The organism is Pulveribacter sp., assembly GCF_032079985.1.
Taxonomy (GTDB): domain Bacteria; phylum Pseudomonadota; class Gammaproteobacteria; order Burkholderiales; family Burkholderiaceae_C; genus Melaminivora.
In genome coordinates, this window is the sequence record NZ_DAMATK010000003.1 from 147519 (window position 1) to 172333 (window position 24815).

The 24815-nt window shown below is 69.6% G+C and carries 21 protein-coding genes; 3 read left to right on the forward strand and 18 right to left on the reverse strand.

The annotated features are described in order from the left end of the window. Positions 1–6: 6 nt before the first annotated feature. The 13 genes from lepA to RT282_RS11975 form a co-directional block, all read right to left on the reverse strand. Positions 7–1815 carry a translation elongation factor 4 gene (gene lepA, locus RT282_RS11915; RefSeq protein WP_313314320.1) on the reverse strand — a complete coding sequence of 603 codons (1809 nt, stop codon included), beginning with the start codon at positions 1813–1815 and terminating at the stop codon, positions 7–9. Positions 1816–2194: 379 nt separating this feature from the next. Beyond that, entirely contained in the window at positions 2195–3679 is a 1485-nt protein-coding gene (locus RT282_RS11920; protein ID WP_313314324.1) for a DegQ family serine endoprotease, read from the reverse strand. Positions 3680–3804: 125 nt separating this feature from the next. After that, complete coding sequence (locus tag RT282_RS11925) at positions 3805–4452, reverse strand: sigma-E factor negative regulatory protein (RefSeq protein WP_312305920.1); 648 nt, start codon at positions 4450–4452, stop codon at positions 3805–3807. Between the two features lie 25 nt (positions 4453–4477). Further along, complete coding sequence (gene rpoE / locus RT282_RS11930) at positions 4478–5113, reverse strand: RNA polymerase sigma factor RpoE (RefSeq protein ID WP_312305918.1); 636 nt, start codon at positions 5111–5113, stop codon at positions 4478–4480. A gap of 24 nt (positions 5114–5137) precedes the next feature. After that, positions 5138–5581, reverse strand: coding sequence for a hypothetical protein (locus tag RT282_RS11935; protein ID WP_313314328.1), 444 nt, complete (start codon positions 5579–5581; stop codon positions 5138–5140). 104 nt (positions 5582–5685) lie between these two features. Then, positions 5686–6930 carry a beta-ketoacyl-ACP synthase II gene (gene fabF, locus RT282_RS11940; protein WP_312305916.1) on the reverse strand — a complete coding sequence of 415 codons (1245 nt, stop codon included), beginning with the start codon at positions 6928–6930 and terminating at the stop codon, positions 5686–5688. Positions 6931–7042: 112 nt separating this feature from the next. Continuing rightward, on the reverse strand, positions 7043–7282 hold the full coding sequence (gene acpP, locus RT282_RS11945) for an acyl carrier protein (protein WP_106845792.1): 240 nt from the start codon (positions 7280–7282) through the stop codon (positions 7043–7045). 105 nt (positions 7283–7387) lie between these two features. Then, a complete protein-coding gene (gene fabG, locus RT282_RS11950; RefSeq protein WP_313314332.1) occupies positions 7388–8134 on the reverse strand; it encodes a 3-oxoacyl-ACP reductase FabG in 747 nt (248 codons plus the stop codon). Beyond that, the gene (gene fabD, locus RT282_RS11955) at positions 8131–9084 is read right to left on the reverse strand and encodes an ACP S-malonyltransferase (RefSeq protein ID WP_313314333.1); all 954 of its coding nucleotides are present in this window, start codon (positions 9082–9084) and stop codon (positions 8131–8133) included. The genes fabG and fabD overlap by 4 nt, the downstream gene beginning before the upstream one ends. A gap of 59 nt (positions 9085–9143) precedes the next feature. Then, positions 9144–10121: a beta-ketoacyl-ACP synthase III gene (locus RT282_RS11960; protein WP_313314335.1), complete on the reverse strand. Its 978-nt coding sequence runs from the start codon at positions 10119–10121 to the stop codon at positions 9144–9146. Beyond that, positions 10121–11176, reverse strand: coding sequence for a phosphate acyltransferase PlsX (gene plsX, locus RT282_RS11965; RefSeq protein ID WP_313314337.1), 1056 nt, complete (start codon positions 11174–11176; stop codon positions 10121–10123). Before plsX ends, RT282_RS11960 begins: the two co-directional genes overlap by 1 nt. Before the next feature lie 149 nt (positions 11177–11325). Then, positions 11326–11508: a 50S ribosomal protein L32 gene (rpmF, locus tag RT282_RS11970; RefSeq protein ID WP_012207072.1), complete on the reverse strand. Its 183-nt coding sequence runs from the start codon at positions 11506–11508 to the stop codon at positions 11326–11328. 129 nt (positions 11509–11637) lie between these two features. Continuing rightward, on the reverse strand, positions 11638–12183 hold the full coding sequence (locus RT282_RS11975; RefSeq protein WP_313314341.1) for a YceD family protein: 546 nt from the start codon (positions 12181–12183) through the stop codon (positions 11638–11640). Between the two features lie 26 nt (positions 12184–12209). Between RT282_RS11975 and RT282_RS11980 the strand changes: the two genes are divergently transcribed. Genes RT282_RS11980 through RT282_RS11990 form a run of 3 tightly spaced genes read left to right on the forward strand, consistent with a single transcriptional unit; the run spans position 12210 to position 14397 of the window. After that, positions 12210–12812, forward strand: coding sequence for a Maf family nucleotide pyrophosphatase (locus tag RT282_RS11980; protein WP_313314342.1), 603 nt, complete (start codon positions 12210–12212; stop codon positions 12810–12812). Next, entirely contained in the window at positions 12809–13579 is a 771-nt protein-coding gene (locus RT282_RS11985) for an SAM-dependent methyltransferase (RefSeq protein WP_313314343.1), read from the forward strand. The genes RT282_RS11980 and RT282_RS11985 overlap by 4 nt, the downstream gene beginning before the upstream one ends. Positions 13580–13608: 29 nt before the next feature. After that, positions 13609–14397 (forward strand): crotonase/enoyl-CoA hydratase family protein, encoded by a 789-nt coding sequence (locus RT282_RS11990; protein WP_313314347.1) that lies wholly within the window; start codon positions 13609–13611, stop codon positions 14395–14397. Between the two features lie 72 nt (positions 14398–14469). Here RT282_RS11990 and RT282_RS11995 read toward each other — a convergent pair whose 3' ends face one another. The 5 genes from RT282_RS11995 to RT282_RS12015 form a co-directional block, all read right to left on the reverse strand. Next, positions 14470–15303 (reverse strand): carbohydrate ABC transporter permease, encoded by an 834-nt coding sequence (locus RT282_RS11995; protein WP_313314351.1) that lies wholly within the window; start codon positions 15301–15303, stop codon positions 14470–14472. Beyond that, complete coding sequence (locus tag RT282_RS12000; RefSeq protein ID WP_313314603.1) at positions 15300–16205, reverse strand: sugar ABC transporter permease; 906 nt, start codon at positions 16203–16205, stop codon at positions 15300–15302. The genes RT282_RS11995 and RT282_RS12000 overlap by 4 nt, the downstream gene beginning before the upstream one ends. A 2-nt stretch (positions 16206–16207) precedes the next feature. Further along, positions 16208–17497 carry an ABC transporter substrate-binding protein gene (locus RT282_RS12005; protein WP_313314354.1) on the reverse strand — a complete coding sequence of 430 codons (1290 nt, stop codon included), beginning with the start codon at positions 17495–17497 and terminating at the stop codon, positions 16208–16210. Between the two features lie 49 nt (positions 17498–17546). Continuing rightward, positions 17547–18581 (reverse strand): ABC transporter ATP-binding protein, encoded by a 1035-nt coding sequence (locus RT282_RS12010; protein WP_313314357.1) that lies wholly within the window; start codon positions 18579–18581, stop codon positions 17547–17549. Positions 18582–18743: 162 nt separating this feature from the next. After that, positions 18744–24761 (reverse strand): MG2 domain-containing protein, encoded by a 6018-nt coding sequence (locus RT282_RS12015; RefSeq protein WP_313314360.1) that lies wholly within the window; start codon positions 24759–24761, stop codon positions 18744–18746. Positions 24762–24815: the final 54 nt, after the last annotated feature.

Consider the following 24815-nt stretch of genomic DNA (forward strand, 5'->3'; position numbering starts at 1 on the left):
GGCCGTTTACTCCTCGACCTGCAGGATGGCCAGGAAGGCCTCCTGCGGCACCTCGACCGAACCGATCTGTTTCATGCGCTTCTTGCCGGCCTTTTGCTTTTCCAGCAGCTTGCGCTTGCGCGAGACGTCGCCGCCATAGCACTTGGCCAGCACGTTCTTGCGCAGCGCCTTGATGGTCTCGCGGGCGATGATGTTGGCGCCGATGGCGGCCTGGATGGCCACATCGAACTGCTGGCGGCTGATGATCTCGCGCATCTTGGCCGCCACGGCGCGACCGCGGTATTGCGCCTGGGTGCGGTGCACGATGATGGACAGCGCGTCCACCTTCTCGCCGTTGAGCAGGATGTCCACCTTGACCACGTCGGACGGCCGGTACTCCTTGAACTCGTAGTCCATCGAGGCGTAGCCGCGGCTGACGGATTTGAGCTTGTCGAAGAAGTCCAGCACGATCTCGCCCAGCGGCAGCTCGTAGGTCAGCATGACCTGGCGGCCGTGGTACTGCATGTTCAACTGCACACCGCGCTTTTGGTTGGCCAGCGTCATCACGGGGCCCACGTAGTCCTGCGGCATGTACAGGTGCACCACGACGATGGGCTCGCGCACCTCCAGGATACGGCCCTGCTCGGGCATCTTGGAGGGGTTCTCGACCTGGATGACCTCCCCGTCACCCTTCACAACCTCGTACACCACGCTGGGCGCGGTAGTGATCAGGTCCTGGTCGAACTCGCGCTCCAGGCGCTCCTGAACGATCTCCATGTGCAGCAGGCCGAGGAAGCCGCAGCGAAAGCCGAAGCCCAGCGCCTGCGACACCTCGGGCTCAAAATGCAGCGAAGCGTCGTTGAGCTGGAGCTTTTCCAGCGCGTCGCGCAGCGCGTCGTACTGGTTGGCCTCGGTCGGGTACAGGCCGGCGAAGACCTGGGGCTGGATTTCCTTGAAGCCGGGCAGTGCCTGCGACGCCGGGCCGAGGTTGTTGGGCAGCTTTTTTTCCAGCGTGATGGTGTCACCCACCTTGGCGGCCTTCAGTTCCTTGATGCCCGCGATGATGTAGCCCACCTCGCCAGCCTTGAGTGCCTCACGCGGGATCTGCGCCGGCGTGAACACGCCCAGGTTGTTGGCATCGTAGGTCGCGCCGGTGGCCATCATCTTGAAGCGCTCGCCCTTCTTGAGTTCGCCATCAACGACGCGCACCAGCATGACCACACCCACGTAGCTGTCGAACCAGCTGTCGATGATCATGGCGCGCAGCGGCGCCTCGGTCTGGCCGCGCGGCGCCGGCACCTTGGCAATGATCTGTTCGAGCACGTCGTCGATGCCCATCCCCGTCTTGGCCGAGATGGGAAGAGCCTCGCTGGCATCGATGCCGATCACGTCCTCGATCTCGGCCTTGGCGGCCTCCGGATCGGCCTGGGGCAGGTCCATTTTGTTGAGCACAGGAAGCACTTCCACCCCCAGGTCCAGCGCCGTGTAGCAGTTGGCCACCGTCTGCGCCTCCACGCCCTGCGAGGCGTCCACCACCAGCAGCGCCCCCTCGCAGGCAGAGAGCGAGCGCGAGACCTCGTAGGAGAAGTCCACGTGGCCGGGTGTGTCGATCAGATTCAGGTTGTAGACCTGGCCGTCGCGCGCCTTGTATTGCAGCGCAGCGGTCTGCGCCTTGATGGTTATCCCGCGCTCGCGCTCGATGTCCATGGAGTCGAGCACCTGCGCTTCCATGTCGCGCTCTGCCAAACCGCCACAACGCTGGATGATGCGGTCGGCGAGCGTGGACTTGCCGTGGTCAATGTGCGCAATGATCGAGAAATTTCTGATGTGGTTCATCAACGGCTAACGACAAGTATTTGAATTGCAAAGGCAGCGGCCAAGAAAAAAGGGCGCATCGACTTTAGCGACGCGCCCTGAACCAACAATCTTTGGCAACTGCGATGGTTGGAGCTTCATTGTAGGCAAAAACACCTGCCCGCACAGCCTGCCCGGCCCCCTGCAGGGGCCATTGCCACGTTGCAAAGAAAATTTATGCACATCTTGTCCACAACCCGCAGCATTGCCGGGTGGCCGTGGACCGCGCCTGGATTCGTGGGGCGCCCGTCGGCGACCGGCCGGCCCGTGCTGGGCCTGGCAGCCTGCCGCGCACAGGGCGGCGGCGGCCATTTTCGGCGGGTCATTCTAGCAAAACGCCCCCGGCAGCCAGGAGGAGCGGTCAGCGGGCAGGGCGGATCAGCGCGTACTGCGCCCACTCGCCGCGGCGCACCAGAACGCTGATGGGTTTGGCCTTGTCGGCCTTGGCCACGGCGGCTTCGAAATCCTTGAGGGTGCGGACCTCGACATTGGCCAGCGCCAGGATGACGTCGCCCTCGCGCAGACCGGCGCGAGCGGCCGCATCGCTGGCGGTGACGACGCGCACACCGCCCTTGGTCTTGAGCTCCTTTTCCTGCGCCGGCGTGAGCTCGGCCACCACCAGGCCCAGCTGCTGGGCCGAGCTGGTCGGTTGCTGCTTGCCGTTCTGGCCGCCCTGCCTGTCTTCGCCCTTGGCCACAGGCTTTTCGTCCGGCTCGATCTCGGCGATGGTCACCGTGAGGTCGCGCGCCGCGCCGCGGCGAAACACCGTGATGCCAGCCTTGGTGCCTGGCTTGGTATTGCCCACCAGGCGCGGCAGGTCGGCCACCTTGTCCACAGGCTTGCCGTCATAGCGGGTGATGATGTCGCCCGCCTCGATGCCGGCCTTCTCGGCGGGCGAGCCCGGCTCGACGCCGCGCACCAGCGCTCCTTGCGCCTTGCCCAGACCGATGGATTCGGCCACGTCTTTGGAGACGCCCTCGATCTGCACGCCGATGCGCCCGCGCGAGACGCGGCCGGTGGCACGAAGCTGCTCACTGACGCGGATGGCCTCGTCGATGGGGATGGCGAACGAGATGCCCATGAAGCCGCCAGAGCGCGAATAGATCTGGCTGTTGATGCCCACCACCTCGCCACGCATGTTGAGCAGCGGGCCACCCGAGTTGCCGGGGTTGATGGCCACATCGGTCTGAATGAAGGGCAGGTAGTCGCCCGTGTCGCGCTGCTTGGCGCTGACGATGCCGGCCGTCACCGTGTTCTCCAGACCAAAGGGCGAGCCGATGGCCATGACCCATTCGCCGGTCTTCAGCCGGCTCACGTCGCCCACCTTCACGGCTGGCAGGCCAGTCGCCTCAATCTTGACCACCGCCACGTCGGTGCGCTTATCGGCGCCGATAATCTTGGCTTTGAACTCACGCTTGTCGGTCAGCGTCACGATGACCTCTTCGGCTCCCTCGACGACGTGGGCGTTGGTCATGACGAAGCCATCGGCGCTCAGAATGAAGCCAGAGCCCACGCCACGCGGCTGCTCTTCGCGCTGCTGCGGCCCCTGCTGGCGCGGCACGTTGGGCACCGGCAGGCCGAAACGGCGGAAGAACTCCAGCATCTCCTCGTCCATGGGCCCGGCGGAGCGTGTGCTGACACGTTCGGTCGTGCGGATGTTGACCACCGAAGGGCCGACCTGGTCCACCAAATCGGTGAAATCAGGCAGGCCGCGCACCGCTGCTCCAGACTGCGCCAGCGCGGGTGTAGCGGTGGCAAACAGGCCCGCACCGCCGGCAAGGCCCAGGGCCACCGCCAGAGCGCAGGCAGACAGACGGTTTCGGGAGGCAGGAGTGGTGGTGAACATCAGCGGCTTTTTCCAGTCAAAGAGTCTTGTTGTTGCGGCCCGCGCTCAGCCGGCGGGACGCAGCTTGGAAAGGCGACAGGCGCATTGGTTCCCCAACGCCTGCGGGGCCGAAGCGGCGGAGCAGCTCAGTGTTCGCGCCCCGCGAAGGTGGCGTTGCGCAGGAAGCCTGCCGGCATCTGCAACGCCGATGTGCTGTTGCCCAACTGGCGATGGGCGGCCAGAAGCTCGTCCAGGCGCGGGTCGCGGATCATGACCTGCGCGCCCTGTCCGGGTTGCGCCGGGCCTTCGGCGTTGGCGGCAACGACGGCCTGCGCTGGCAGGGACGGGGCGGGCGCCGCAGCCAACTGCGCGCCCTGCGGGGCAGTACTCAGGCCCACGTAGGCGTTCCAGCCGAGCACGGCCACAGCGGCCAGCGAGGCGAAGCCCGCAGCCAGCTTCCAGCGCAGCACCTGTGCATTGGCGGCGGGATCGTGGCTGGCCTGCGGGCCGAGCGGCTCCGCCAGCGGCTGCAGTGCCGAAGGCGCCAGGCGCGCGGGCGCTCCCTCTTGCGCCATCTGGCTGCGCAGGCGCGCCAGCAGCGCGCCATCGGCCGGCGCCAGGGCCGGTGCGCTCTGGCGCAGGGCATCGCCCACCATGTGGTACAGCTGCCAGCAGGCGCGGCCTTCCTCGGTGGCCGAAAAATCCATCGCACTTGCGAAGTCCGGCCCGTGCAGCTCCCCGTCGGCCAGGGCCGACAGGCGTTCACGCATCATCACAGCGTCTTGATCGTTCATGGTTTCACCCGTTCTGGCTGTCTGGCTACCAACGTTTGCCCGAGCGCTTGTCGAGCAGCGGCTTGACGCGCGCGGAAATCGCCTCGCGCGCCCGGAAGATGCGCGAGCGCACGGTTCCGATGGGGCAGTCCATGGCTGTGGCGATTTCCTCGTAGGTCAGACCTTCGATCTCCCGCAGCGTGACGGCCTGGCGCAGCTCTTCGGGCAGCGCCGCCATCGCGGCGTTGACCGCGGCGGCGACCTCCTGGGCGGCCAGCACAGTCTCCGGGGTTTCATCGCTGGTTAGTTCGCGATCGAGCAGCGAAGTTTCATCATCATCCTCAGACGCACTGCGCAGCGCGCTTTCGGTGATGACCGGGTCGCGGCGCAGATCCACCAAGGCCTTCTTGGCCGTGTTCACGGCAATGCGGTACAGCCAGGTGTAGAACTGGGCATCGCCGCGGAACTGGTGCAGGGCGCGCCAGGCCCGCAGGAAGGCCTCCTGCGTGATGTCGGGCACCAGGTCCACGTCGCGTACCATGCGGCCGACCAGTCGCTCCACCCGTCGCTGGTACTTGATGACCAACAGTTCGTAGGCCCGTTGGTCGCCCGCCACCGCGCGCTCCACCAGCCGCAGGTCGCTATCGGCGGGAGAGGGGCTGGCAGGTGGAGGAGCTGTCATGTCGTTGATCGTTGTGCCTGCCGTTCAGGAGGAGGAGGCTTCATCGGCGGAGGGCTGGGCAGGCGCCGCAGGGGCGCGGGAATATAACGCACGGCGAATGGCCGGCCAGGCCCCGGGCAGGGGTGCCGCGGCATCCTGCTGCAGCCACAGCCAGCACAAACCACCCCGCGAGAGGCGTCCATGCAGCAGCAATGCGAACTGCAGGTCCAATCGCACCTCGGGCCGGCCAGCTAGCAGTTCGGCCTGCGGCGTCCCGGCCCGTTGCAGATACCACTCGCCGCCGTCCCACAGCAGTTGCCCACGAGGGAGGCGGCGCTGCCAGGACCAGGCAGCTGCGCTACAGCCCAGCCACAACAGCAGCCCTGCCATCGCCTTGAACGCCTGATGGGTGTTGCCCAGTCCACCGGCGAGCCAACAGCTGACGGCCACCAGCCCTGCGGCGCTGACAGCCACCAGTACCCAGGCCACACCCTGGGAAGGCCCGACTGCGTGGCGCGCCGGCGGGGGCAGCAAATGGCCACGCATACGAGAGGCGAGAGGCGGCTCAGGTAGCCGAGCCGGCCTGCCGCGGCTTACACACGCTGGAAGACCAGCGTGCCGTTGGTACCGCCGAAGCCGAAGTTGTTCTTGAGCGCCACGTCCATCTTCATGTCACGCGCGGTGTTGGCGCAGTAGTCGAGATCGCACTCGGGATCCTGCTCGAAGATGTTGATCGTGGGCGGCACCTTCTGCTGGTGCAGTGCCAGCACGGTGAACACACTTTCGATGCCGCCGGCGCCGCCCAGCAGATGGCCAGTCATGGACTTGGTGGAGCTGACGACCATGTTTTTCGCATGGTCGCCCAGGGCCGCCTTGATGGCGTTGGTCTCGTTCAGATCGCCCAGCGGCGTGGAGGTGCCGTGCGCGTTCAAGTACTGGACCTGGTCGGCATTCACGCCGGCATTGCGCAGGGCCGCCTGCATGGCGCGGCGCGGGCCGTCCATGTTGGGCGCCGTCATGTGACCGGCGTCGGCGCTCATGCCATAGCCCGTGAGCTCGGCATAGATCTTCGCGCCCCGCGCCTTGGCGTGTTCGTACTCCTCCAGCACCAGCACGCCCGCGCCCTCACCCAGCACAAAGCCGTCGCGGCCCTTGTCCCAGGGACGCGATGCCGTTCGCGGGTCATCGTTGCGCGTGGACAGGGCGCGCATGGCGGCGAAGCCGCCCACGCCCAGGGGCGAAACCGTGGCCTCGGTGCCACCAGCGACGATGACGTCGGCGTCGCCGTACTCGATCTTCCGCGCCGCCTCACCAATGCAGTGCAGGCCGGTGGTGCAAGCAGTGACCACGGAGAGGTTCGGGCCCTTGAAACCGAAACGCATGGACACGTGGCCCGCCACCATATTGATGATGGAGGCCGGCACGAAGAACGGCGTGATGCGCCGCGGCCCACGTGCTTCCAGCTCGGCATGGGTGTTCTCGATCAGCGGCAGCCCGCCGATGCCGGAGCCGATGATGCAGCCAATGCGCGTGGCCAGCTCTTCATCCAGCGCCTCGCCGGTGGGCAAGCCCGCATCCTGCACGGCCTCCTGCGCGGCGGCGATGCCGTAATGGATGAAGGTATCCATCGTGCGCGCATCCTTGGTGCTCAGGTAGGCGTCCAGGTCGAACCCCTTGACCTCGCCGGCGATCTTGCAGGCGAAGTTCGACGCGTCGAACCGGGTGATGAGGTCGATGCCGGACTTTCCGGCGAGGATGTTGGCCCAGGCGTCCTGCACCGTGTTCCCCACGGGGCTGACGCAACCCAGGCCGGTCACGACAACGCGACGACGGCTCATGCGTTAAAAACCTTGTAGCTATGGGATGCGCGGCGCCGCTGCTGCGGCAATGCGCAAGCCAGAAGAAACCAGCGGCCCTGACCGGGCCGGGGATCCGGCAGAGGGCTGGAGATCAGCCCTTTTGGTGGGAGACGGCGTAGTCGATGGCGTTTTGCACCGTGGTGATCTTCTCCGCGTCTTCGTCGGGGATCTCGATGCCGAACTCGTCTTCCAGAGCCATCACCAATTCCACCGTGTCCAGCGAGTCGGCACCCAGATCGGCCACGAAGGCTTTTTCATTGGTGACCTGGGACTCTTCCACGCCGAGTTGCTCGGCGATGATCTTTTTGACACGTGCTTCGATATCGCTCATGGGTTTCCCTCAAGGGGTTGTGAATGAATCCGCGATTCTAGCCGCTTCGGGATAGTGCCCCAGCGCGGCCTGCCGTGCGGAAGATACGGCGCCAAAAGGCTTCAATTACATGTACATGCCGCCATTGACGTGCAACTCCTGCCCCGTCACATAGCCGGCACCTTCCGAGGCGAGATAGGCCACCGCGTGGGCGATGTCCTCGGGGCGGCCCAGATCGCCCAGGGCGATCTGCGCGCACAGGGCCTTCTTCTGCTCCTCGGGCAGGTCGGCCGTCATGTCGGTGGCGATGAAGCCGGGCGCCACGCAGTTCACCGTGATGCCGCGGCTGCCCAGTTCGCGCGCCAGCGCACGCGTCATGCCGGCCACGCCGGCCTTGGCGGCCGCGTAGTTGGCCTGGCCCGGGTTGCCCGAGGCGCCCACCACGCTGGTGATGCTGATGATGCGCCCAAAGCGCTGCTTCATCATGGGCCGGATGGCGGCGCGACTGGCGCGGAACACCGCCTTCAGGTTGGTGTCGACGACCGCGTCCCAGTCGTCGTCCTTCATGCGCATGGCCAGGGTATCGCGGGTGATGCCGGCGTTGTTGACCAGCACGTGCAGGCCGCCGTCCTGCTTGACGATAGTCTCCACCAGCGCGTCCACGGCCGCGCCGTCGGTGACGTCCAGCCGCACGCCGCGCCCGCCGTGGGCGGCCAGCGCCTGGCTGATACGGGCGGCACCCTCGTCGGTGGTGGCGGTGCCAATCACGCGCAGACCCTGCTGCGCCAGTTGCGCCGCGATGGCGGCGCCGATGCCGCGGGTGGCGCCGGTGACCAGCGCAACGCGGGGGGTGGTTTCAGCGGTGGTGGTCATGCCAGCAGCTCCCTGGTTTCGGCGAGCGTCGCCGGGTCATAGATGGATGCGCCGACCAGCTCCGGGTCGATGCGGCGGGTCAGGCCGGCCAGCACCTTGCCGGGTCCGCACTCGACGATGTGGGTGACGCCGCGCGCCTTGAGCGCCTGCACGCACTCGACCCAGCGTACCGGCCCGAAGGCCTGGCGATACAGGGCGTCGCGGATGGCGTCGGGTTGCTGCTGCACGGCCACGTCCACGTTGTTTAGCACCGGGATCTGCGGCGCGGCCAGCTCGAGGCCCGCCAGCGCGGCCTTGAGCTTTTCGGCGGCGGGCTTCATCAGGCTGGAGTGAAAGGGCGCGGACACCGGCAGCGGCAGCGCGCGCTTGGCGCCGGCGGCCTTCAGCAGCTCGCAGGCCTTGTCCACACCGGCCTTGGTGCCGGCGATCACGGTCTGCGCCGGATCGTTGAAGTTGACGGCCTCGACCACCTCGGGCGAACCCGTGCCGAAGCTGCCTTGCGCCTGGGCGCAGCCGGCGATGACGTGCGCGGCATCCAGACCCAGGATGGCGGCCATGGCGCCCGTGCCCACGGGCACGGCCTCCTGCATGGCGGCGGCGCGCAGGCGCACCAGCGGCGCGGCCTGCGCCAGTGTCAGCACGCCGGCAGCCACCAGTGCCGAGTATTCGCCCAGCGAATGGCCGGCCACTGCCGCGGGCAGCGCGCCGCCTTCTGCACGCCACACGCGCCAGGCGGCCACGCCGGCCACCAGCATCACCGGCTGGGTGTTGGTGGTCAGCGCCAGCGCCTCCTTGGGGCCGTCGTGGATCAATGCGCCCACGTCCTCGCCCAGGGCGTCGGAGGCCTCGCGCAGGGTCTGCTGCACCTCGGGATGATCGCCCCAGCCATCCAGCATGCCCACGGACTGCGAGCCCTGGCCGGGAAATACAAATGCAAAGGTCTTAGCCATTACCAGTGTTGATTGACAATGAAATCGGGCTCTAGCGCTTGCCAGTCAAGCGCTGGCAGCTACATTTTCAGGAGCACCGCACCCCAGGTGAAGCCGCCGCCCACCCCTTCCAGCATGACGGTGTGGCCGGGCTGCACCTGGCCGGCGCGCACGGCGTGGTCCAGCGCCAGGGGGATGGAGGCGGCCGAGGTGTTGCCGTGCTGGTCCACCGTGACCACCACCTTGTCCATGGACAGCTTCAGCTTGCGCGCCGTGCTTTGCATGATGCGGATATTGGCCTGATGGGGGATCAGCCAGTCGATGTCGGACTCCTGCAGCCCGGCCTTTTCCAGCACGGCGCGGGCGGCCTTGTCCAGCACGCTCACGGCGAGCTTGAAAACGGCCTGGCCATCCATGGTCAGCAGCGGGCTGCCCAGCACCTCGCCGCCGTAGACGTTGCCTGGCACGCACAGGATGCCCACGTGGCTGCCGTCGGCGTGCAGGTCGCTGGCCAGGATACCGGGCGTATCGGAGGCCTGCAGCACCACGGCGCCGGCGCCGTCGCCGAACAGCACGCAGGTCGTGCGGTCCTTGAAGTTCAGGATGCGGCTGAACACCTCGGCGCCCACCACCAGCGCCCGCGTGGCGGTGCCGGCGCGGATCATGGCGTCGGCCACCGTCAGGGCGTAGACAAAACCGCTGCACACGGCCTGCACGTCGAACGCCGGGCAGCCGGCGATGCCCAGCTTGTGCTGCAGGATGCAGGCGGTGGAGGGAAACACCATGTCCGGCGTGGACGTGGCGACGATGATCAGGTCGATGTCCGCGGCCTCGCAACCAGCAGCAGCCAGCGCGTTGCGCGAGGCCGTGAGCGCCAGGTCGCTGGCGGCCACGTGCGCTTCAGCGAAATGGCGCGCGCGGATGCCCGTGCGCTCGACGATCCATTCGTCGGAGGTCTCGATACCCTGCTCTGCCAGCTGGGCCACCAGGTCGTCGTTGCTCACTCGGCGCGCAGGCAGGCAGCTGCCCGTGCCGACAATGCGGGAATAGCGTGTCATCAAAGGGGGGCCGAGGCGGCGCCAGGGGCGGGAGGGACGTCAGCGGTGGTGGCCAGCAGCGGCGCCGCATGCGCGACCCGTGCGCGCACGCGCTCGAGCAGGTTGTTGCGTGCCGCATCATACGCGCGGGCGAGCGCCTGCTCGAAGGCCAGGGCGTCGGCCGAGCCGTGGCTCTTGAACACCAGCCCGCGCAGGCCCAGCAGCGCGGCGCCGTTGTAGCGGCGGTGGTCCATGCGGCGCTTGAGGGCCGCCAGCACCGGCCAGGCGACCACGGCCGCCGCCTTGGTCAGCAGGTTGCGCGAGAACTCCTCCTTCAGGAAGCCGCCAATCATGGACGCCAGGCCCTCGATGGTCTTGAGCGCCACGTTGCCGACGAAGCCGTCGCACACCACGATGTCCGCCGTGCCCTTGAAGATGTCGTTGCCCTCGACGTTGCCGACGAAGTTCAGGTCGCCCGAGGCGGCGGCCGCGCGCAGCAGTTCGCCGGCACGCTTGATCTCTTCGCTGCCCTTGATGGCCTCCTCGCCGATGTTCAGCAGCCCCACGGTGGGCTGAGGGTCATCGTTGAGCACCGATACCAGGGCCGAGCCCATGACGGCGAACTGCAGCAAATGCTCGGCGGTGGAGTCGACGTTGGCGCCCAGGTCCAGCACCGTGGTGGCTCCGCCGCGGGCGTTGGGGATCTGGGTGGCGATGGCAGGGCGGTCGATGCCGTCCAGGGTTTTTAGCAGATAGCGGGCAATCGCCATCAGCGCGCCCGTGTTGCCGGCCGAAACGGCCGCCTGGGCCCTGCCTTCCTTGACCTGAGCGATGGCCACGCGCATAGACGAATCCTTCTTGCGGCGCAGGGCCACCTCCACGGCATCGTCCATGGTGACCACCTCGGAGGCCGGCACGTGCTCGGCGCGCTCGTGCTCCAGCGCCTTCAGGCGATCGCCCTGGCCGACCAGCAGCAGCCGGGCGTCGGGGTGGCTCTCCAGAAACTGGCGGCACGCGGCCAGCGTGACGTCGGGGCCGTGGTCGCCCCCCATGCAATCAACAGCCAGTGTGATCATCGGCAGGAGTGGGCCGCTTGCTCGGGCAGGGGCGGCAGGAATCGGGTTGAAGCCGCCATTGTGGCAGCCGAAAAACGCCGAAGGCCCGCGCTACGGGACTCGTAGCCGCGGGCCTTCGGCAACGGAGCGCGGCTCAGAGGCCGCGCGCGTCAGGCTTCGGACTTGTTCTTCAGCACTTGGCGGCCGCGGTACACGCCGTTGGGGCTGATGTGGTGGCGCAGGTGGGTTTCGCCCGTGGTGGGCTCCACGGCGATGCCCGGCACGTTCAGGGCGTTGTGCGAACGGTGCATGCCGCGCTTGGAGGGGGACTTCTTGTTTTGCTGAACAGCCATGGTCGGCTCCTGGTCTTGAAAGGGTTGGATGGAAAAACGCGATCAGCCCATTAAAGACACGAGGGGTTTCGCGCGAAGCCCGCAATTATAGCCCACGCGCCATCAGCCCGCCCAGGGGGTAGATCGGCCTCAGGATTTGTCCTTGCGCAGGCCCGCCAGGGCGGCGAAGGGGTTGGGAGCGCTGGCGCTGGCAGCCTCGAATTCCTCGTCACTGGAGGCCAGCTGCACCGGCACCGGGCACTCGTCGTGGCGCGGCACCAGGGGCACGGCCATGAGCAGCTCGTCCTCGATCAGCTCGCGCAGGTTGAACTCGCGGCTCAGGGCCAGCAGGTCCTCCTCGCTCTCGTCGTCTAGCGCCTCGGCCGTGGCCTCGTCGGCGACGAAGCGGAACTCGCGGTCCACCTCCAGCGGCACGTCCACCGGCTGAAGGCAGCGCTGGCAGATCAGGGGCACGGTGGCGCTGGCCTTCAGGCGCAGCCAGACCTGGCCGCCGATACCGTGGGTGGAGCGCACCTCGCCGTCGGCAGCCCAGTCCACGCGCAGATCGGGGTGCAGGCCCTTGGCCTCCTCGACCAGGCGGGCGTACTTGAGCAGGGTGTCATGACCGGACAGGTGGCCTCCGGCCTGCGCGAAGGCCTTGACGTCCAGCCGGTCGGGGGAGTGTTCCTTGGTCATGAGGGGCAGTGTAAGAGAATCGGCCGATGCCAAATAACAGCCCTACGACGCCCCGCTCCCTGGTCCTCGCCTCGACCTCGCGCTACCGTCGCGAGCTGCTGTCGCGCCTGGGCCTGGCCTTCGACGTGACAGCGCCCGAGGTGGACGAAAGCCCCCGGCCCGGCGAGGCCCCGCGCGCGCTGGCCCTGCGCCTGGCGCTGGCCAAGGCGCGCGCCGTGGCGGCCCTGCGCCCCGAGGCGCTGGTGATCGGCTCGGACCAGGTGGCCGACCTGGACGGCCGCCCCCTGGGCAAGCCCGGCACGCACGAGCGCGCCGTGGCCCAGCTGCGCCAGATGAGCGGCCGGCCGGTGGTCTTCCACACGGCCGTGGCCGTGGCCTGCCAGGCCGGCGGCTTCGAGCAGGTGGAGCTGGCGCCCGTGCACGTGCGCTTTCGCGCGCTGTGCGACGACGAGATCGAGCGCTACCTGCGCGCCGAGCAGCCCTATGACTGCGCCGGCAGCGCCAAGAGCGAGGGCCTGGGCATCGCCATGCTGGAGGCCATCGACAGCGACGACCCGACGGCCCTCATCGGCCTGCCGCTGATCCGCACCTGCCGCCTGCTGCGCGCCGCCGGGGTGGTTCTGCCATGAAGAACGCCCCCGGCACGCTCTACCTGGTGCCCGCGCCGCTGGACTTCGGCTGCGACGCCCAGGCGCCGCTGACCGATGCCCTGCCAGCCGGCACGCTGCGCCAGGCGGCGCAGATCACCCACTGGGTATGCGAGAACGCCAAGAGCCTGCGCGCCTACCTGAAACGCATCGACGCCGAGTACCCGCTGGCCGCGTCGCTGCAGCAGCAACAGATCACCGAGCTGCCGCGCCAGGTGCACAAGAAGGGCGATCACGGCGCCGGCGCGTTCGACGCCACGGCGCTGGTCGCCCCGCTGCGCGCCGGCCACGACATGGGCCTGGCCAGCGAAGCCGGCATGCCCGCCATCGCCGACCCCGGCAGCTCGGTGGTGCGCGCCGCGCACGACGCGGGCGCGCGCGTGGTGCCGCTGGTAGGGCCGGTGTCGCTGCTGCTGGCGCTGGCGGCCAGTGGGTTGAACGGCCAGAACTTCGCCTTTACCGGCTACCTCCCGCAGGACGCCGCTGCGCGCGCGCAGCGCATCCGCGAGCTGGAGGCCCTGGCCCTCAAGCAAGGCCAGAGCCAGCTCTTCATCGAGACACCCTACCGCAACGCCGCGCTGTGGCAGGCTCTGCTGCAGCACCTGCAGCCGGGCACACGCCTGGCCGTGGCCGAGGGCCTGACGCTGGACCAGGCGCGCGTGCACAGCCACGCCGTGCGCCGCTGGCGCGAGCAGCCCGGCGCGGCGCCAGACAACCGCACGCCAGCGGTGTTCGCCATCGGGGGCTGACTCCTCCCCCTTTCGACAAGGGAACCACCATGTCCGACGTCCTGTTCGAGGCCGACGGCCCCGTCTGCCAGATCACGCTGAACCGCCCGGCCAAGCGCAACGCAGTGCACGGGCCCATGGCCGGCGCGCTGCGCGACGCGTTCCGGCGCTTCGAGGCCGACGCCAACCTGCGGGTGGCCGTGCTGCATGGCGCCGGCGGCCACTTTTGCGCCGGCGCCGACCTGGCGGCCGTGAGCGACCCGGCGCTGCGCAACGAGCTCGACCCCGAGGGCGGCGGCACCGGCCCCATGGGACCCACGCGCATGGCGCTGTCCAAGCCGCTGATCGCCGCCATCAGCGGCTACGCCGTGGCCGGCGGGCTGGAGCTGGCGCTGCTGGCCGACCTGCGCGTGGCCGACGAGGACGCCACGCTGGGCGTGTTCTGCCGCCGCTGGGGCGTGCCGCTGATCGACGGCGGCACGGTGCGCCTGCCGCGCATCGTCGGCATGGGGCGCGCGCTCGACCTGATCCTGACCGGCCGCCCCGTGGCCGCGCCCGAGGCCCTGGCCATGGGCCTGGTCAACCGCGTCACGCCCGCCGGCGGCGCGCTGGCGGCGGCGCACACGCTGGCGCGGCAGATCGCCGCCTTCCCGCAGCAGTGCATGCTGGCCGACCGCGCCTCGGCCTACGCCCAGTGGGACCTGCCGCTGGCCCAGGCGCTGCGCCAGGAAGGCCGGCTGGGCACGCCCCTGGTGGCCGCCGAAGGGGCCGACGGCGCGGCCCGCTCTGCCGGGGGCACCGGCCGCCACGGCCGCTTCGACACGCCCGGCGGCGCCTGAACCAACTCCTTTTTTGATAGCTGCTCGCGCTTGACTGGCGGGCGCCAAAGGCACTTTTGGCTTGAAAAGCTGCTACTTGATGCCGGCGCGCATGAAGCTCTGCACGAACTGGCGCTGAAACAGGATGAAGCCGATCAGCAGCGGCGCCACCGACATCAGCGTGGCGGCGGTGATCAGCGACCACTCCACACCCTGCTCCACGGACGAGAAGACCTGCAGCCCCACCGTGAGCGGGCGCGACTCCACGCTGTTGGTGATGATGAGCGGCCACAGGAAGTTGTTCCAGTGGAAGCTCACCGACACCAGCGCGAACGCCGTGTACACCGGCCGCGCCAGCGGCACGTACACGCGCCACAGGATCTGCAGGGCGCTGGCACCCTCCACGCGGGCGGCCTCGTCGAGCTCCTTGGGAATGCCCATGAAGGTCTGGCGCAGCAAAAAGATGGCGAACGCCGAGGCGAAGTACGGCAGGCCGATGGCGGTGAGCGTGTCCACCAGACCCAGGCGGCCCATGGTCTTGTAGTTCTCCACCAGCAGGATGTCGGGCATCACCATCAGCTGCACCAGCACCAGGGCGAAGGCCACGTTTTTGCCGCGAAACTCGTAGCGCGCAAACGCATAAGCCGCCAGCGTCGAGAGCACCAGCTGCGCCGCCAGGATCAGCACGACCAGCACGGCGGTGTTGAGAAAGTAACGCGCAAAAGGCGCCGCCTCCCAGGCGCGGCGGAAGTTCTCAAGCGTCCACGGCGCGTCCAGCGCGAAGCGCGTGGCGTACTCGGCCGGATGGAAGGCCGTCCAGAAGGCATAGGCCAGCGGCAGCACCCACAGCAGGGCCAACAACCAGGCGGCCAGAGTGTCCAGCCAGGTGGCGCCGTACAGGCGCGGAGCGGTGTCTCGGCGCGTCACTTGTAATGCACCCGCTTGTCCAGCACGAAGAACTGCACCAGCGCCACGCTGGCGAGGACTACCACCAGCACCACGGTGATGGCCGCGGCGTAGCCCGTGTCCCAGAACTTGAAGCCCACCTCGTACAGGTGGTACAGCAAGAGCGTGGTGGCGTTGTCCGGGCCGCCGCGCGTCAGGATGAAGATGTGGTCCACCAGGCGGAAGGCGTTGATGACGGCGTTGATCAGCACGAACAGCGTGGTCGGCATGAGCAGCGGCCATTGCACGCGGCGAAAGAAGTACCAGCGCGAGGCGCCCTCGATGACCGCCGCCTCCTTCAGGCTGGGGTTGAGCGTCTGCAGCGCCGCCAGGTAGAAGATCATGAAGAAGCCCGCCTCCTTCCACACCGCCACCAGCGTCACGCAGGCCAGCGCCGTGCTGGGGTCGCCCAGCCAGTTGTGCGGCGGCAGGCCGAAGGCGCCGGTAATCTGCTCCAGCAGGCCGTACTGCGGCGTGTAGAAGAACAGCCAGATGTTGGCCACGGCGATCATGGGCAGCACCGTGGGCGTGAAATAGGCCATGCGCACCAGCGTGCGCCCGGCCAGGCGCTCGTTGACCCACAGCGCCATCAGCAGCGCGATGCCGATCGACAGCGGGATGGTGGCGCCGGCGAACCACAGGTTGTTGCTCACGGCCTGCCAGAACACCGGGTCGTCCCACAGCACGGCGTAGTTCTCCAGCCCCACCCACTCGGGCGGGCGGCTGCCGCGGGGCGTGGAGCGGAAGCTGTCGATCAGGGTGGCTAAGGCCGGCCAGTGCGTGAAGGCCACCAGCAGCACCAGCGCCGGCAGCAGGAGCAGCCAGGCGTGCAGAGCGCGCTGGCTGGCGCCCGCGTTGGCCGAGGAGCCGCCGTGCCCCGCCATCATCACTTGTAGCTGCGCAGGATGCGGTCAGCCTCGCGCTGCGCGTCCTTCAGGGCCTGGGCGGAGGTCTTGGTGCCGCTCAAAGCGGCCTGGATGGCGTCGTTCAACACCTTGGTCACGCGCTGGTTCTCGTGCGTGGAGAACTCGGCCACCGACACCGGCAGCTGGTCGCGCGCCACCAGGGCGGGCGGAAAGTCCTGGCCGTATTTTTTGAGCGCCGGCGTGTCGTAGGCAGCAGGCGAGACGGCGACATAGCCGCTGTCCATGCTCCACTGCGCGGCGTGCTCGGGCTGGGTGATCCACTTGGCGAACTCGAAGGCCGCCTGCTGCTGCTCCCTGGGCGCCTTCTTGAAGATGTAGAAGTTGCCCCCGCCCGTGGGCGAGCCGCCCTTTCGCACGTTGCCGGCGATCTGCGCCACGCCGAAGTCGAACTTGGCGTTGTTCTTCACGTTGGTCAGGTTGCCGGTGGTGGTGACGATGATGGCGGCCTTCTTCTCGAAGAAGTCCTTCGGCGTCGTGCCCCACTCCACCACGCCCTTGGGGTGCACGCCCTCCTTGGCCAGGTTGACCCAGAAGTCCAGCGCCTCCACCACCTTGGGGTTGTCGAAGGTGACCTGGGTGCCGGCCTCGTTGGCCAGCAGCACGTCGTTGGGCGTGGTCAGGGTCTGCAGCATCCAGTAGGCAAAGCCCGTGGACGGGATCTGGATGCCGTACTGCGTCACGTTGCCGCTGGCGTCCTTCTTGGTCAGCTTGCGCGCGGCGTCTTGCAGCTCCTTCCAGGTGGCGGGGGCCTTGTTCGGGTCCAGACCAGCCTCCTTGAAGGCGTCCTTGTTGTAGTACATGACCACGGTGGAGCGCTGGAACGGGATGCCCCAGGTCTTGCCGCCCGTCTGGCTGTTGGCCATGAAGGCCGGGTAGAAGCCCTTGAGCCAGGCGCGGTCGGCGTCGGTCTTCACGAAGTCGTCGATGGGCACGATGGCGTCCTCGTCGATCAGCGTGAACATGTCGGTGGACAGCAGCACCGATGTCGCCGGCGGCTTGCCCGACTTATGCGCGGTGAGCGCCTTGACGATGGTCTCCTGATAGGTGCCGGCGTAGATCGGCGTGACCTTGTACTGCGGGTTGGCCTGGTTGAACTGCTCGGCGTAGCCGTCGATCACCTTGGTGATGGGCCCGCCCACGGCCACGGGGTAGTAGAACGGCACCTCCAGCGGCGCCTGGGCGAAGGCACCGGCGGCGCAGGCAGCCAGCGCGGCGGCGGACACGGACTTCAGGAACGTCTTGCGTTGCATGGATAGGTCTCCTCGGGGAAAAGTCGGAAAGGACCAGGCGGGGGCGGCATCAGGCCGCCATGCGCTGGCCCTGGGCGTCGAAGAAGTGCCGCTCCTGCGGCTGCCACAGCAACTGCACGGCCTGGCCCGGCGCGGCCTGGGCCTGCTGGCCCGGCGCGCGCACGGTGATGAATTCGGAGCCCACGGCGCAGCGCAGCACGGCGTCCGCGCCCAGGTATTCCTGGCTGTGCACGGTGGCGGGCACGCCCTGCTGCCCGGGTGCGGCCAGCGCCACGGCCTCGGGGCGCAGGCCCAGCCAGCGGGCGTCCTGCGGCCCGGCGGGCACGCTGGTGCCGGCGATGCGGCCATCCTCCAGACCCACCAGGTTCATGGGCGGCGTGCCGATGAAGCGCGCGGCAAACGTGGTGGCCGGCTGGGCATAGACGGTGCGCGGTGGCGCGCACTGCTCCACGCGGCCCTGGTGCAGCAGCACCACCTGGTCGGCCATGCTCATGGCCTCGGTCTGGTCGTGCGTGACGTAGACCACGGTCAGCCCCAGGCGCTGCTGCAGTTCGCGCAGCTCGGTACGCATCTCCTGGCGCAGCTGCGCGTCCAGGTTGGACAGGGGTTCGTCCATCAGGCACACGCGGGCCTGGGCCACCAGGGCGCGGCCCAGGGCCACGCGCTGCTGCTGGCCGCCCGAGAGCTGGCCCGGGCGGCGCTCCAGCAGCTGCGACAGGCCCAGCAGCTGGGCCGCCTGGGCGACGCGCTCGCGCGCCTCGGGCTTGGGCACCTTGCGCACCGACAGGCCGAAGCCGATGTTGTCGGCCACCGTCAGGTGCGGGAACAGCGCGTAGTTCTGGAACACCATGGCGATGCCGCGCTCGGCCGGGGGGCGGTGGGTCACGTCCTGGCCGTCGATGAGCACCCGGCCGCTGCTGGCGTTCTCTAGGCCGGCAATGATGCGCAGCGTGGTGGACTTGCCGCAGCCGGATGGCCCCAGCAGCACGCAGAACGACCCGGGCTCGATGCGCAGGCTCATGGACTGCAGCGCCGTGGTCGCGCCCCAGGACTTGGCGACGGCATCAAGCTCGATCAAGGACATCGCGCCAGTGTAGAAGCGCTGCGTGACTGTCACATGACGGCTGCAAGACGCATGTCTGCGGGTTTTCCCCCGCAGGGCGGACCGTCAAAATATCAGTCAAAAATGGCTCCAGCGCTTGTCCCACAAGCGCTGGCAGCTATTGTTTGAGGAGCAATCGCGCCTTCACTGCCCGCGCACGCCGACCGGCGCGTTCGGCGCCACGCCGTACATCTCGGGCGCATACAGGGCCTCCACCCGGCTGGGCGGCAGCTGGAAGTCACCGGCGTTGTTCAGCCGCACGGTGTACTGCATGGTCACCTTGCCCTTGGGCAGGTACTCGTAATAGCTGCGGAAGGCCTCGAAACTGCGCTCCTCGTAGGCGGCCCAGCCGTGGCCGCTGCGCTTTTCGCCCTGGGTGGCGATCTCCGAATCACGCCCCAGTCCGCTGCCCAGGATGGTGGCGCCGCCGGGAATGGGGTCGGTGATCGCCACCCAGGTTATGTCGGCGCTGCTGCTCACCTCCAGCGTCACGCGCAGCACGTCGCCGCGCTTGTAGCTGCCGGCGGGCAGGCTCTTGTCGGCCTGCTCCAGCGGCTCCACGCTCTTCTTGATGGCAAAGCCCGCGGCAAAGGGCGCTTTCAAGGGCACGGCTGCCAGCGACTGCAGCGTGAGCCACGGCTTGCCAGGGCCCTGGTGCGTGACGCTCAAGGTCTGCGCACCGTCGCCCCAGGGCAGCAGCATCTGGTTGCCCGTCAGGTTGCCCGGCGCGGCCGGCGCGCCGAAGGTGCTGGCCTGGTGCGCCGCGCCCTGCGGATCGGCGCTGGTCAGGCGGCGCACCTGCGACCAGTCCACGCCGGCACTGGCGCCGCCGAGGCTGGCGCGGGTGGTGCCGGCCACGGGCGTGGACTCGAAGCGGGCGCTGAAGGTCTCCAGTGCCAGGGCGCCCCACAGGTTGGCGGTGGTGGTGTGCCACGCCCCGCCCTGCTGGCGGGCGATGAAGCCGCCGACCAGGCGCGGCAGGTCGTCCTTCCAGGCGGGATCGTCCATCACGGCCAGCAGCAAGCGCGCCATGTTGGCGTCGCCGCTTTGCATCAGCCACCACCAGTGGTCCTCCTGCTCGGAGGAAAACACCACCCGGCTGCCCTGCCAGGACAGGCGGGCGCGCAGGATCTGCATCGCCTCGGCCAGGCGCTGCTCGCGCTCGGGGACGCCCTGCACGCGCTTGAGCACGTTGACCCAGTCGATCACCGCGTGCGTGGGCCACTGGTTGGGCGCAATCGTCAGGCTGGTCAGCATGCGCGGCTGGGCCTTGCCGTAGCGCGACAGCGCCTCGATGGCGGCCAGCTTGCGCACATCCAGGTCCTTGCGCGGGCTCCAGAAGTCGCGCTGGATGCGCCCTTCGACGAACGCCGTGAGGCCCCGCTCCAGCGGCTCGCGCGCCTCGGGCGGCAGGGCGAACTCCGGGTGCAGCGCGGCGGCCGCGTGCGAGGCCGCCAGCAGGTGGGCGGTGAGTGTGTCGCTGCCGCGCCGGCTGCTGCCCGCGCGCGGCGGGAAGTAGCTGGCCAGCCCGTCCTCGTCCAGGTAGGTGGGCAGGCGCGCGACCACGCCCTGCCACAGCGCGCCGTCGCCCAGGCCTACGGCGCGGCTGGCCTGCTGCTCCAGGCAGCTGTAGGGGTAGCGCTGCCACCAGTCGCGCACGCCGGGCAGGCCTTCGGCCAGCTTCGGCGTGAGGGCCAGGCGCACGCCGCCCCGCCCGGGCAGCGCGCCGGCGGGTGGGGCCACCTCGCGCTGCAGGCTGCCATCGACCTGGGCCAGCGTGGCCTGCTGCACCGTGACGGGCACGGCGGGCACCACGCGCTGGCTCACCTTCAGCGCGTCGCGCGCGCCGCCGGCCCCGGCTGAGGTATCGCGTGCCTCGATCTCCCACAGCAGGCTCTGCGCCTGCGTGGCGGCCAGTTGCTCGGGGGCCGTCACGTCCCAGCCCACTTCGCGCGACTGGCCTGCCGGGATGTCCACGCGCTGGCGCTCCAGCTGCAGCAGCGTGGCGCGCGGCGCCACTTCCACCTGCATGTCCCGGGCCGTGGTGTTGCGCAGCGTGAGCTGGGCGCGGAAGCGGTCGCCGGCGCGCACCAGCGGCGGCAGGCCGCTGATGATCTGCAAATCCTGCGTGGCGCGGATGCTGGTCGCACCCGTGCCGAACAGGCCGGTGCCGGCGTCGGCCACGGCCACCACCTTGAAGGTGGTCAGCGCGTCGTTCAGCGGCACCGTCACCCGGGCCTGCCCCTTGGCGTCCAGCGCGATGGCGGGCTGCCACAGCAGCAGCGTGTCCAGCAGCTCGCGTGTGGGCGCGTGGCCGCCGCCGCCGCCGGCCGGCACGGCCTTCCTGCCGTAGTGGCGCCGGCCGATGATCTCCATCTGCGCGGTCGAGGTCTCCACGCCCCAGGGGCGGCGCGAGAGCATGGCAGCCAGCAGATCCCAACTGGTGTTGGGCATCAGCTCCAGCAGGGCCTGGTCCACGGCGGCCAGGGCCACCTCGGCCCCGGCGGCAGGCTTGCCGTCCGGCAGCGTGGCGGTGATGGTGACCTGGGCCTTGCCACGCACCGGGTAGCTGTCCTTGTCGGCCTGCACCTGGACGGCGATCTGGTGGGCGCCGGCACCGACCTTCAGCTCGGCCATGCCGAAGCGGTAGGCGGGCTTGGCCAGGTCCACCATGGCGGTGGGCGCGACGTATTCGCGGCCCTCATGCCAAAAGGCGTTCCACCACTCGCGCGGCGCCTTGAAGCCCCAGGTGAAAAAGCTGTACCACGGCACCTCGCGCAGCCGTCCGCGCACAGCCAGCACGCTGACGTAGACATTCGGCGCCCAGCCCGGCTCGATCTTCAGAGACACGGTCGGGTCCTGGCCGGACAGCTGCACCACGCGGGTGTCGATCACGCCCTCGCGCTCCACGGCCACCAGGGCCGTGGCCGAGCGGAACGGCATGCGCACCTGCAACCGCGCCGTCTCGCCGGGGGCGTAGCTTTTCTTTTCGGGCAGCACGTCGATGCGGTCGTGGTCCTCGCCGCCGAACCACAGCTCGCCGCGGCGCGTGATCCACACGGAGGCGCCGGCCTCCGCCTCGTTGCCGTCCTTGTCGCGGGCGACGGCAACCAGTTCCACCTCGCCGCCTTCCTCCAGCTTGGCCTCGCACAGCAGCAGGCCGCGGCTGTCGCTCTTGCCGGTGCACAGGGTGCCCAGGTCGCGCGTCTCGGTCTTGTTGTCATAGCTGTAGAAGCCCCCCACCATGCGCTTGCGGCTGGTGGTGGTGACGCGCGCCGTGGCGCGCACCTCCAGCGGCACGCCGGCCTGGGCCTTGCCGTCCAGCGACAGGGCGAGCGCCTGGAAGCGCACGCGCGCGCCGCTGGAGGCCCAGCCCTCGGTCTTGATGCCGGCAATCACCCCCGCCGGCCACAGCGGCTGCGTGCTGCGCAGCGTCTGCATCTCGCCGCTGGGGTCGGAATAGGTGGCCTCCAGCAGCAGCTCACGCGGCTGGCGCGTTGGGGGCAGGTCCTTGATGGCCACCTGGCCGCTGCCGCGCGCGTCCAGCGTCAGGGCCAGCTTGTCGGCCACCACGCGGGCGTCCTGGCCGGCGGCCTGCTCCTCGTCGTCGCCGGCGCCCTCGCCGGCGGCGCGCCCGCGCGGCGGGCGGAAGCTGAAGGACTCGAAGTCGTCGAAATGCAGCGATCGCGCGCGCACCATGGCCGACACGCGCACCGGCAGCCGCGCCGCGGGGCCGCCGGCCACGTAGCTGACCTGCACGCCGGCGTCCACGCTGCGCGCGCGCACCAGTGGCTTGTCCGCCGGCACCGGGCCGATGCGGCCCTCCAGCACCGGCAGGCGGAATTGCTCCACGCGGAAGGAGCCCGTGTCCAGCGTGCGGCCGCGCTCCCGGCCGTCCTGTGCGACCGCCAGGCGCACCTGGTACACGCCCAGCTTGGCGGCCGGAGGCACCTTGAACTCGCTGTGCGCGCTCAGGCCCCCGGTGGGTGTGCGGCGCCAGTGCAGCGGCTGGGTGAATTCCTGTCCGCTGCCCACGTGGGTGACGACCAGCTGCGCCGGGCGCTCCTCGGGCAGGCCGAAGCCCTGGCCGGTCTGGCTGCGCAGCAGGTGCTTCATGGACACCGTCTCGCCGGCGCGCACCAGGGTGCGGTCGAACACGGTGTGGGCCAGCGCATCGGCCTGGGCCTGGCTGCTGGTGGGCACGTTGAAGCGCCAGGGCTCGATGCCGCGCTGCCAGTCGCTCCAGGCGAAGGCCAGCTCGCCGCCGGCGCGCGCGCTCACGAAGTAGGCGCTGCGCCACTCGCCCCGCCCGCTGCAGCGCGGCGGCTCCGGCGACAGGCCGTCGAAGCGCGCCACGCCGCTGTCGTCGGTGGTGGCGCTGGCCAGCTCCTGACCGTCGCAGGAGGACACGCGCACGCGCGCCCCGGCCACGGGCCGGCCCTGGTCCAGCGTGGTGACCCAGGCGGCGGCGTTCTCGCGCCCCAGCTTGAAATGCACACCCAGGTTGGTCACCAGGGCCGAGGTGCGCACGTACATGGTGCGCTGCTCGCCGTGGCGCGCATCCAGCAGCGAGGCGCCCAGCAGGGGCGAGGCGATCTCCACCACCGAAAAGCCTGGCGGCAGCGGTATGCCCACCACCTCGAAGGGCCGCGGGTCGCCCTGCGCAGCGCGCGGCAGCTCCAGCGTGGCCACGCCGGGCCGGCCGGCCAGCAGTGAGACCATGCGCGTCTGCACCTCGCCCGCGTCGTCCTTGTCCAGGGGGCGCGGCAGCGGGCCGCGCACGTCGGCGCGGGCCTCGGCACGGGGCATGCTGAACTGGTCGTAGCGCTCCAGGCGGCGCATCCAGGCGATGATGTCCGCGTCGCCTTCAGGCTGCAGGGTGCTGACCTTGCCGCCCTGGGCGGGCGGAGTCGGCACGCCCGGCTGCAGGCGCTGCGCGGCCAGTTGCGGCTCTACGTTGCGCAGGGTGACGGGCAGCAGGGCCGGGCCGTCCGGGCCTTCGGCAAAGCGCTCGACGATGCCGAACGGCGCGGCGGCGAACTTGGCCAGGGGCGGCATGGGGCCGGTGGCCACCGCCAGCGGAAACTCCTGGGCGTTGACCAAGGCGCGCCCCGAGGCGTCCTTGAAGCCCGAGGGCAGCGTCAGCGTATAGCTGCCCTGCGCGGCCAGCGGCGGCGCGAAGGTGACGAAGCCGGCCAGCGCGTCGCCATCGCCCGCAGGCGTGCCGTCGGCGGGCTCGTCCTCGCCCTCGATGCGCGGCTGCAGCGTCTGGCCCTCGCCCTTCAGGCGGATGGCGCGCGCCAGCTTGGCGGGCACGGGCGCGCTGAAGGTCAGGCGCAGCGGCCGGATGGGCAGGCAGGCGGCCTGGGCGTTCTCGCGCTCGCAGGAGAACTGCGCCGTGAAGGGCTCGCGCACGGTGTAGGCAAAGCGCCGCTCCACCCGGTTGGCGACGCCGCTGGGCGTGGCCACGCCCTGGCCGAAGACCAGCTGCATGCGGCTGCCGGCCGTCAGCCGGCGCGCGCAGGCCAGCGTGGCGTAGCGCAGCGGGTCCTTTTGCGCGGCCTTGTCCAGGCGCAGGTGCTTCAGCAGCTCGGTGCGCTGCGCGCCCTCGACCAGGCGCACGGGGATGCGCTCGCCCACACCGTCGGCCACGCACCAGACGTGCTCGGTCAGGCTGGCCGTGGTGGCCGCGCCGTTGAGCGTCAGCACGAAGTGCTGCTCCTCGTCGATGGCTTCCCAGGTGCCCGGGCGGACGTTCCGCACGAAGGGGCCGCCGGTATTGAATTGATAGCTGCCAGCGCTTGTCAGTGCTGCGTTGGAGGCCGATTTGAACCCTGGTTTGGCGGTGACGGTGCAGCGCACGCCGGGCGGCAGGTCGGCGGCGAAGTCGAAGACCCATTCGCGGTCGCTGGTCCAGCGGCCGGTGCCGCGGGTGGCGTCCGGGTCGCTGCAGGCGACGGCCAGCGGCGCCGGCGCGGCGGCGTCGCCGAAGCGCACGGCGGGCGCGTCGAATTGGGCCACCACCTGGCGCACGCGCGCCACCTCGCCCTGGGGCGACAGGCTGGTGATCGTGAGCGCCTGGGCCGCGCCAGCGGCGGCCAGGGCCAGCGCCGCCCCCGTCCTGGCGGCCCGGCGCGCGAGCGTGAATGCGAAGGCGTGCATCGGTGTTCCCGTCTCTTCATGGCCGCTCGGACGGCGGCATTGCTAGGGGCAGCG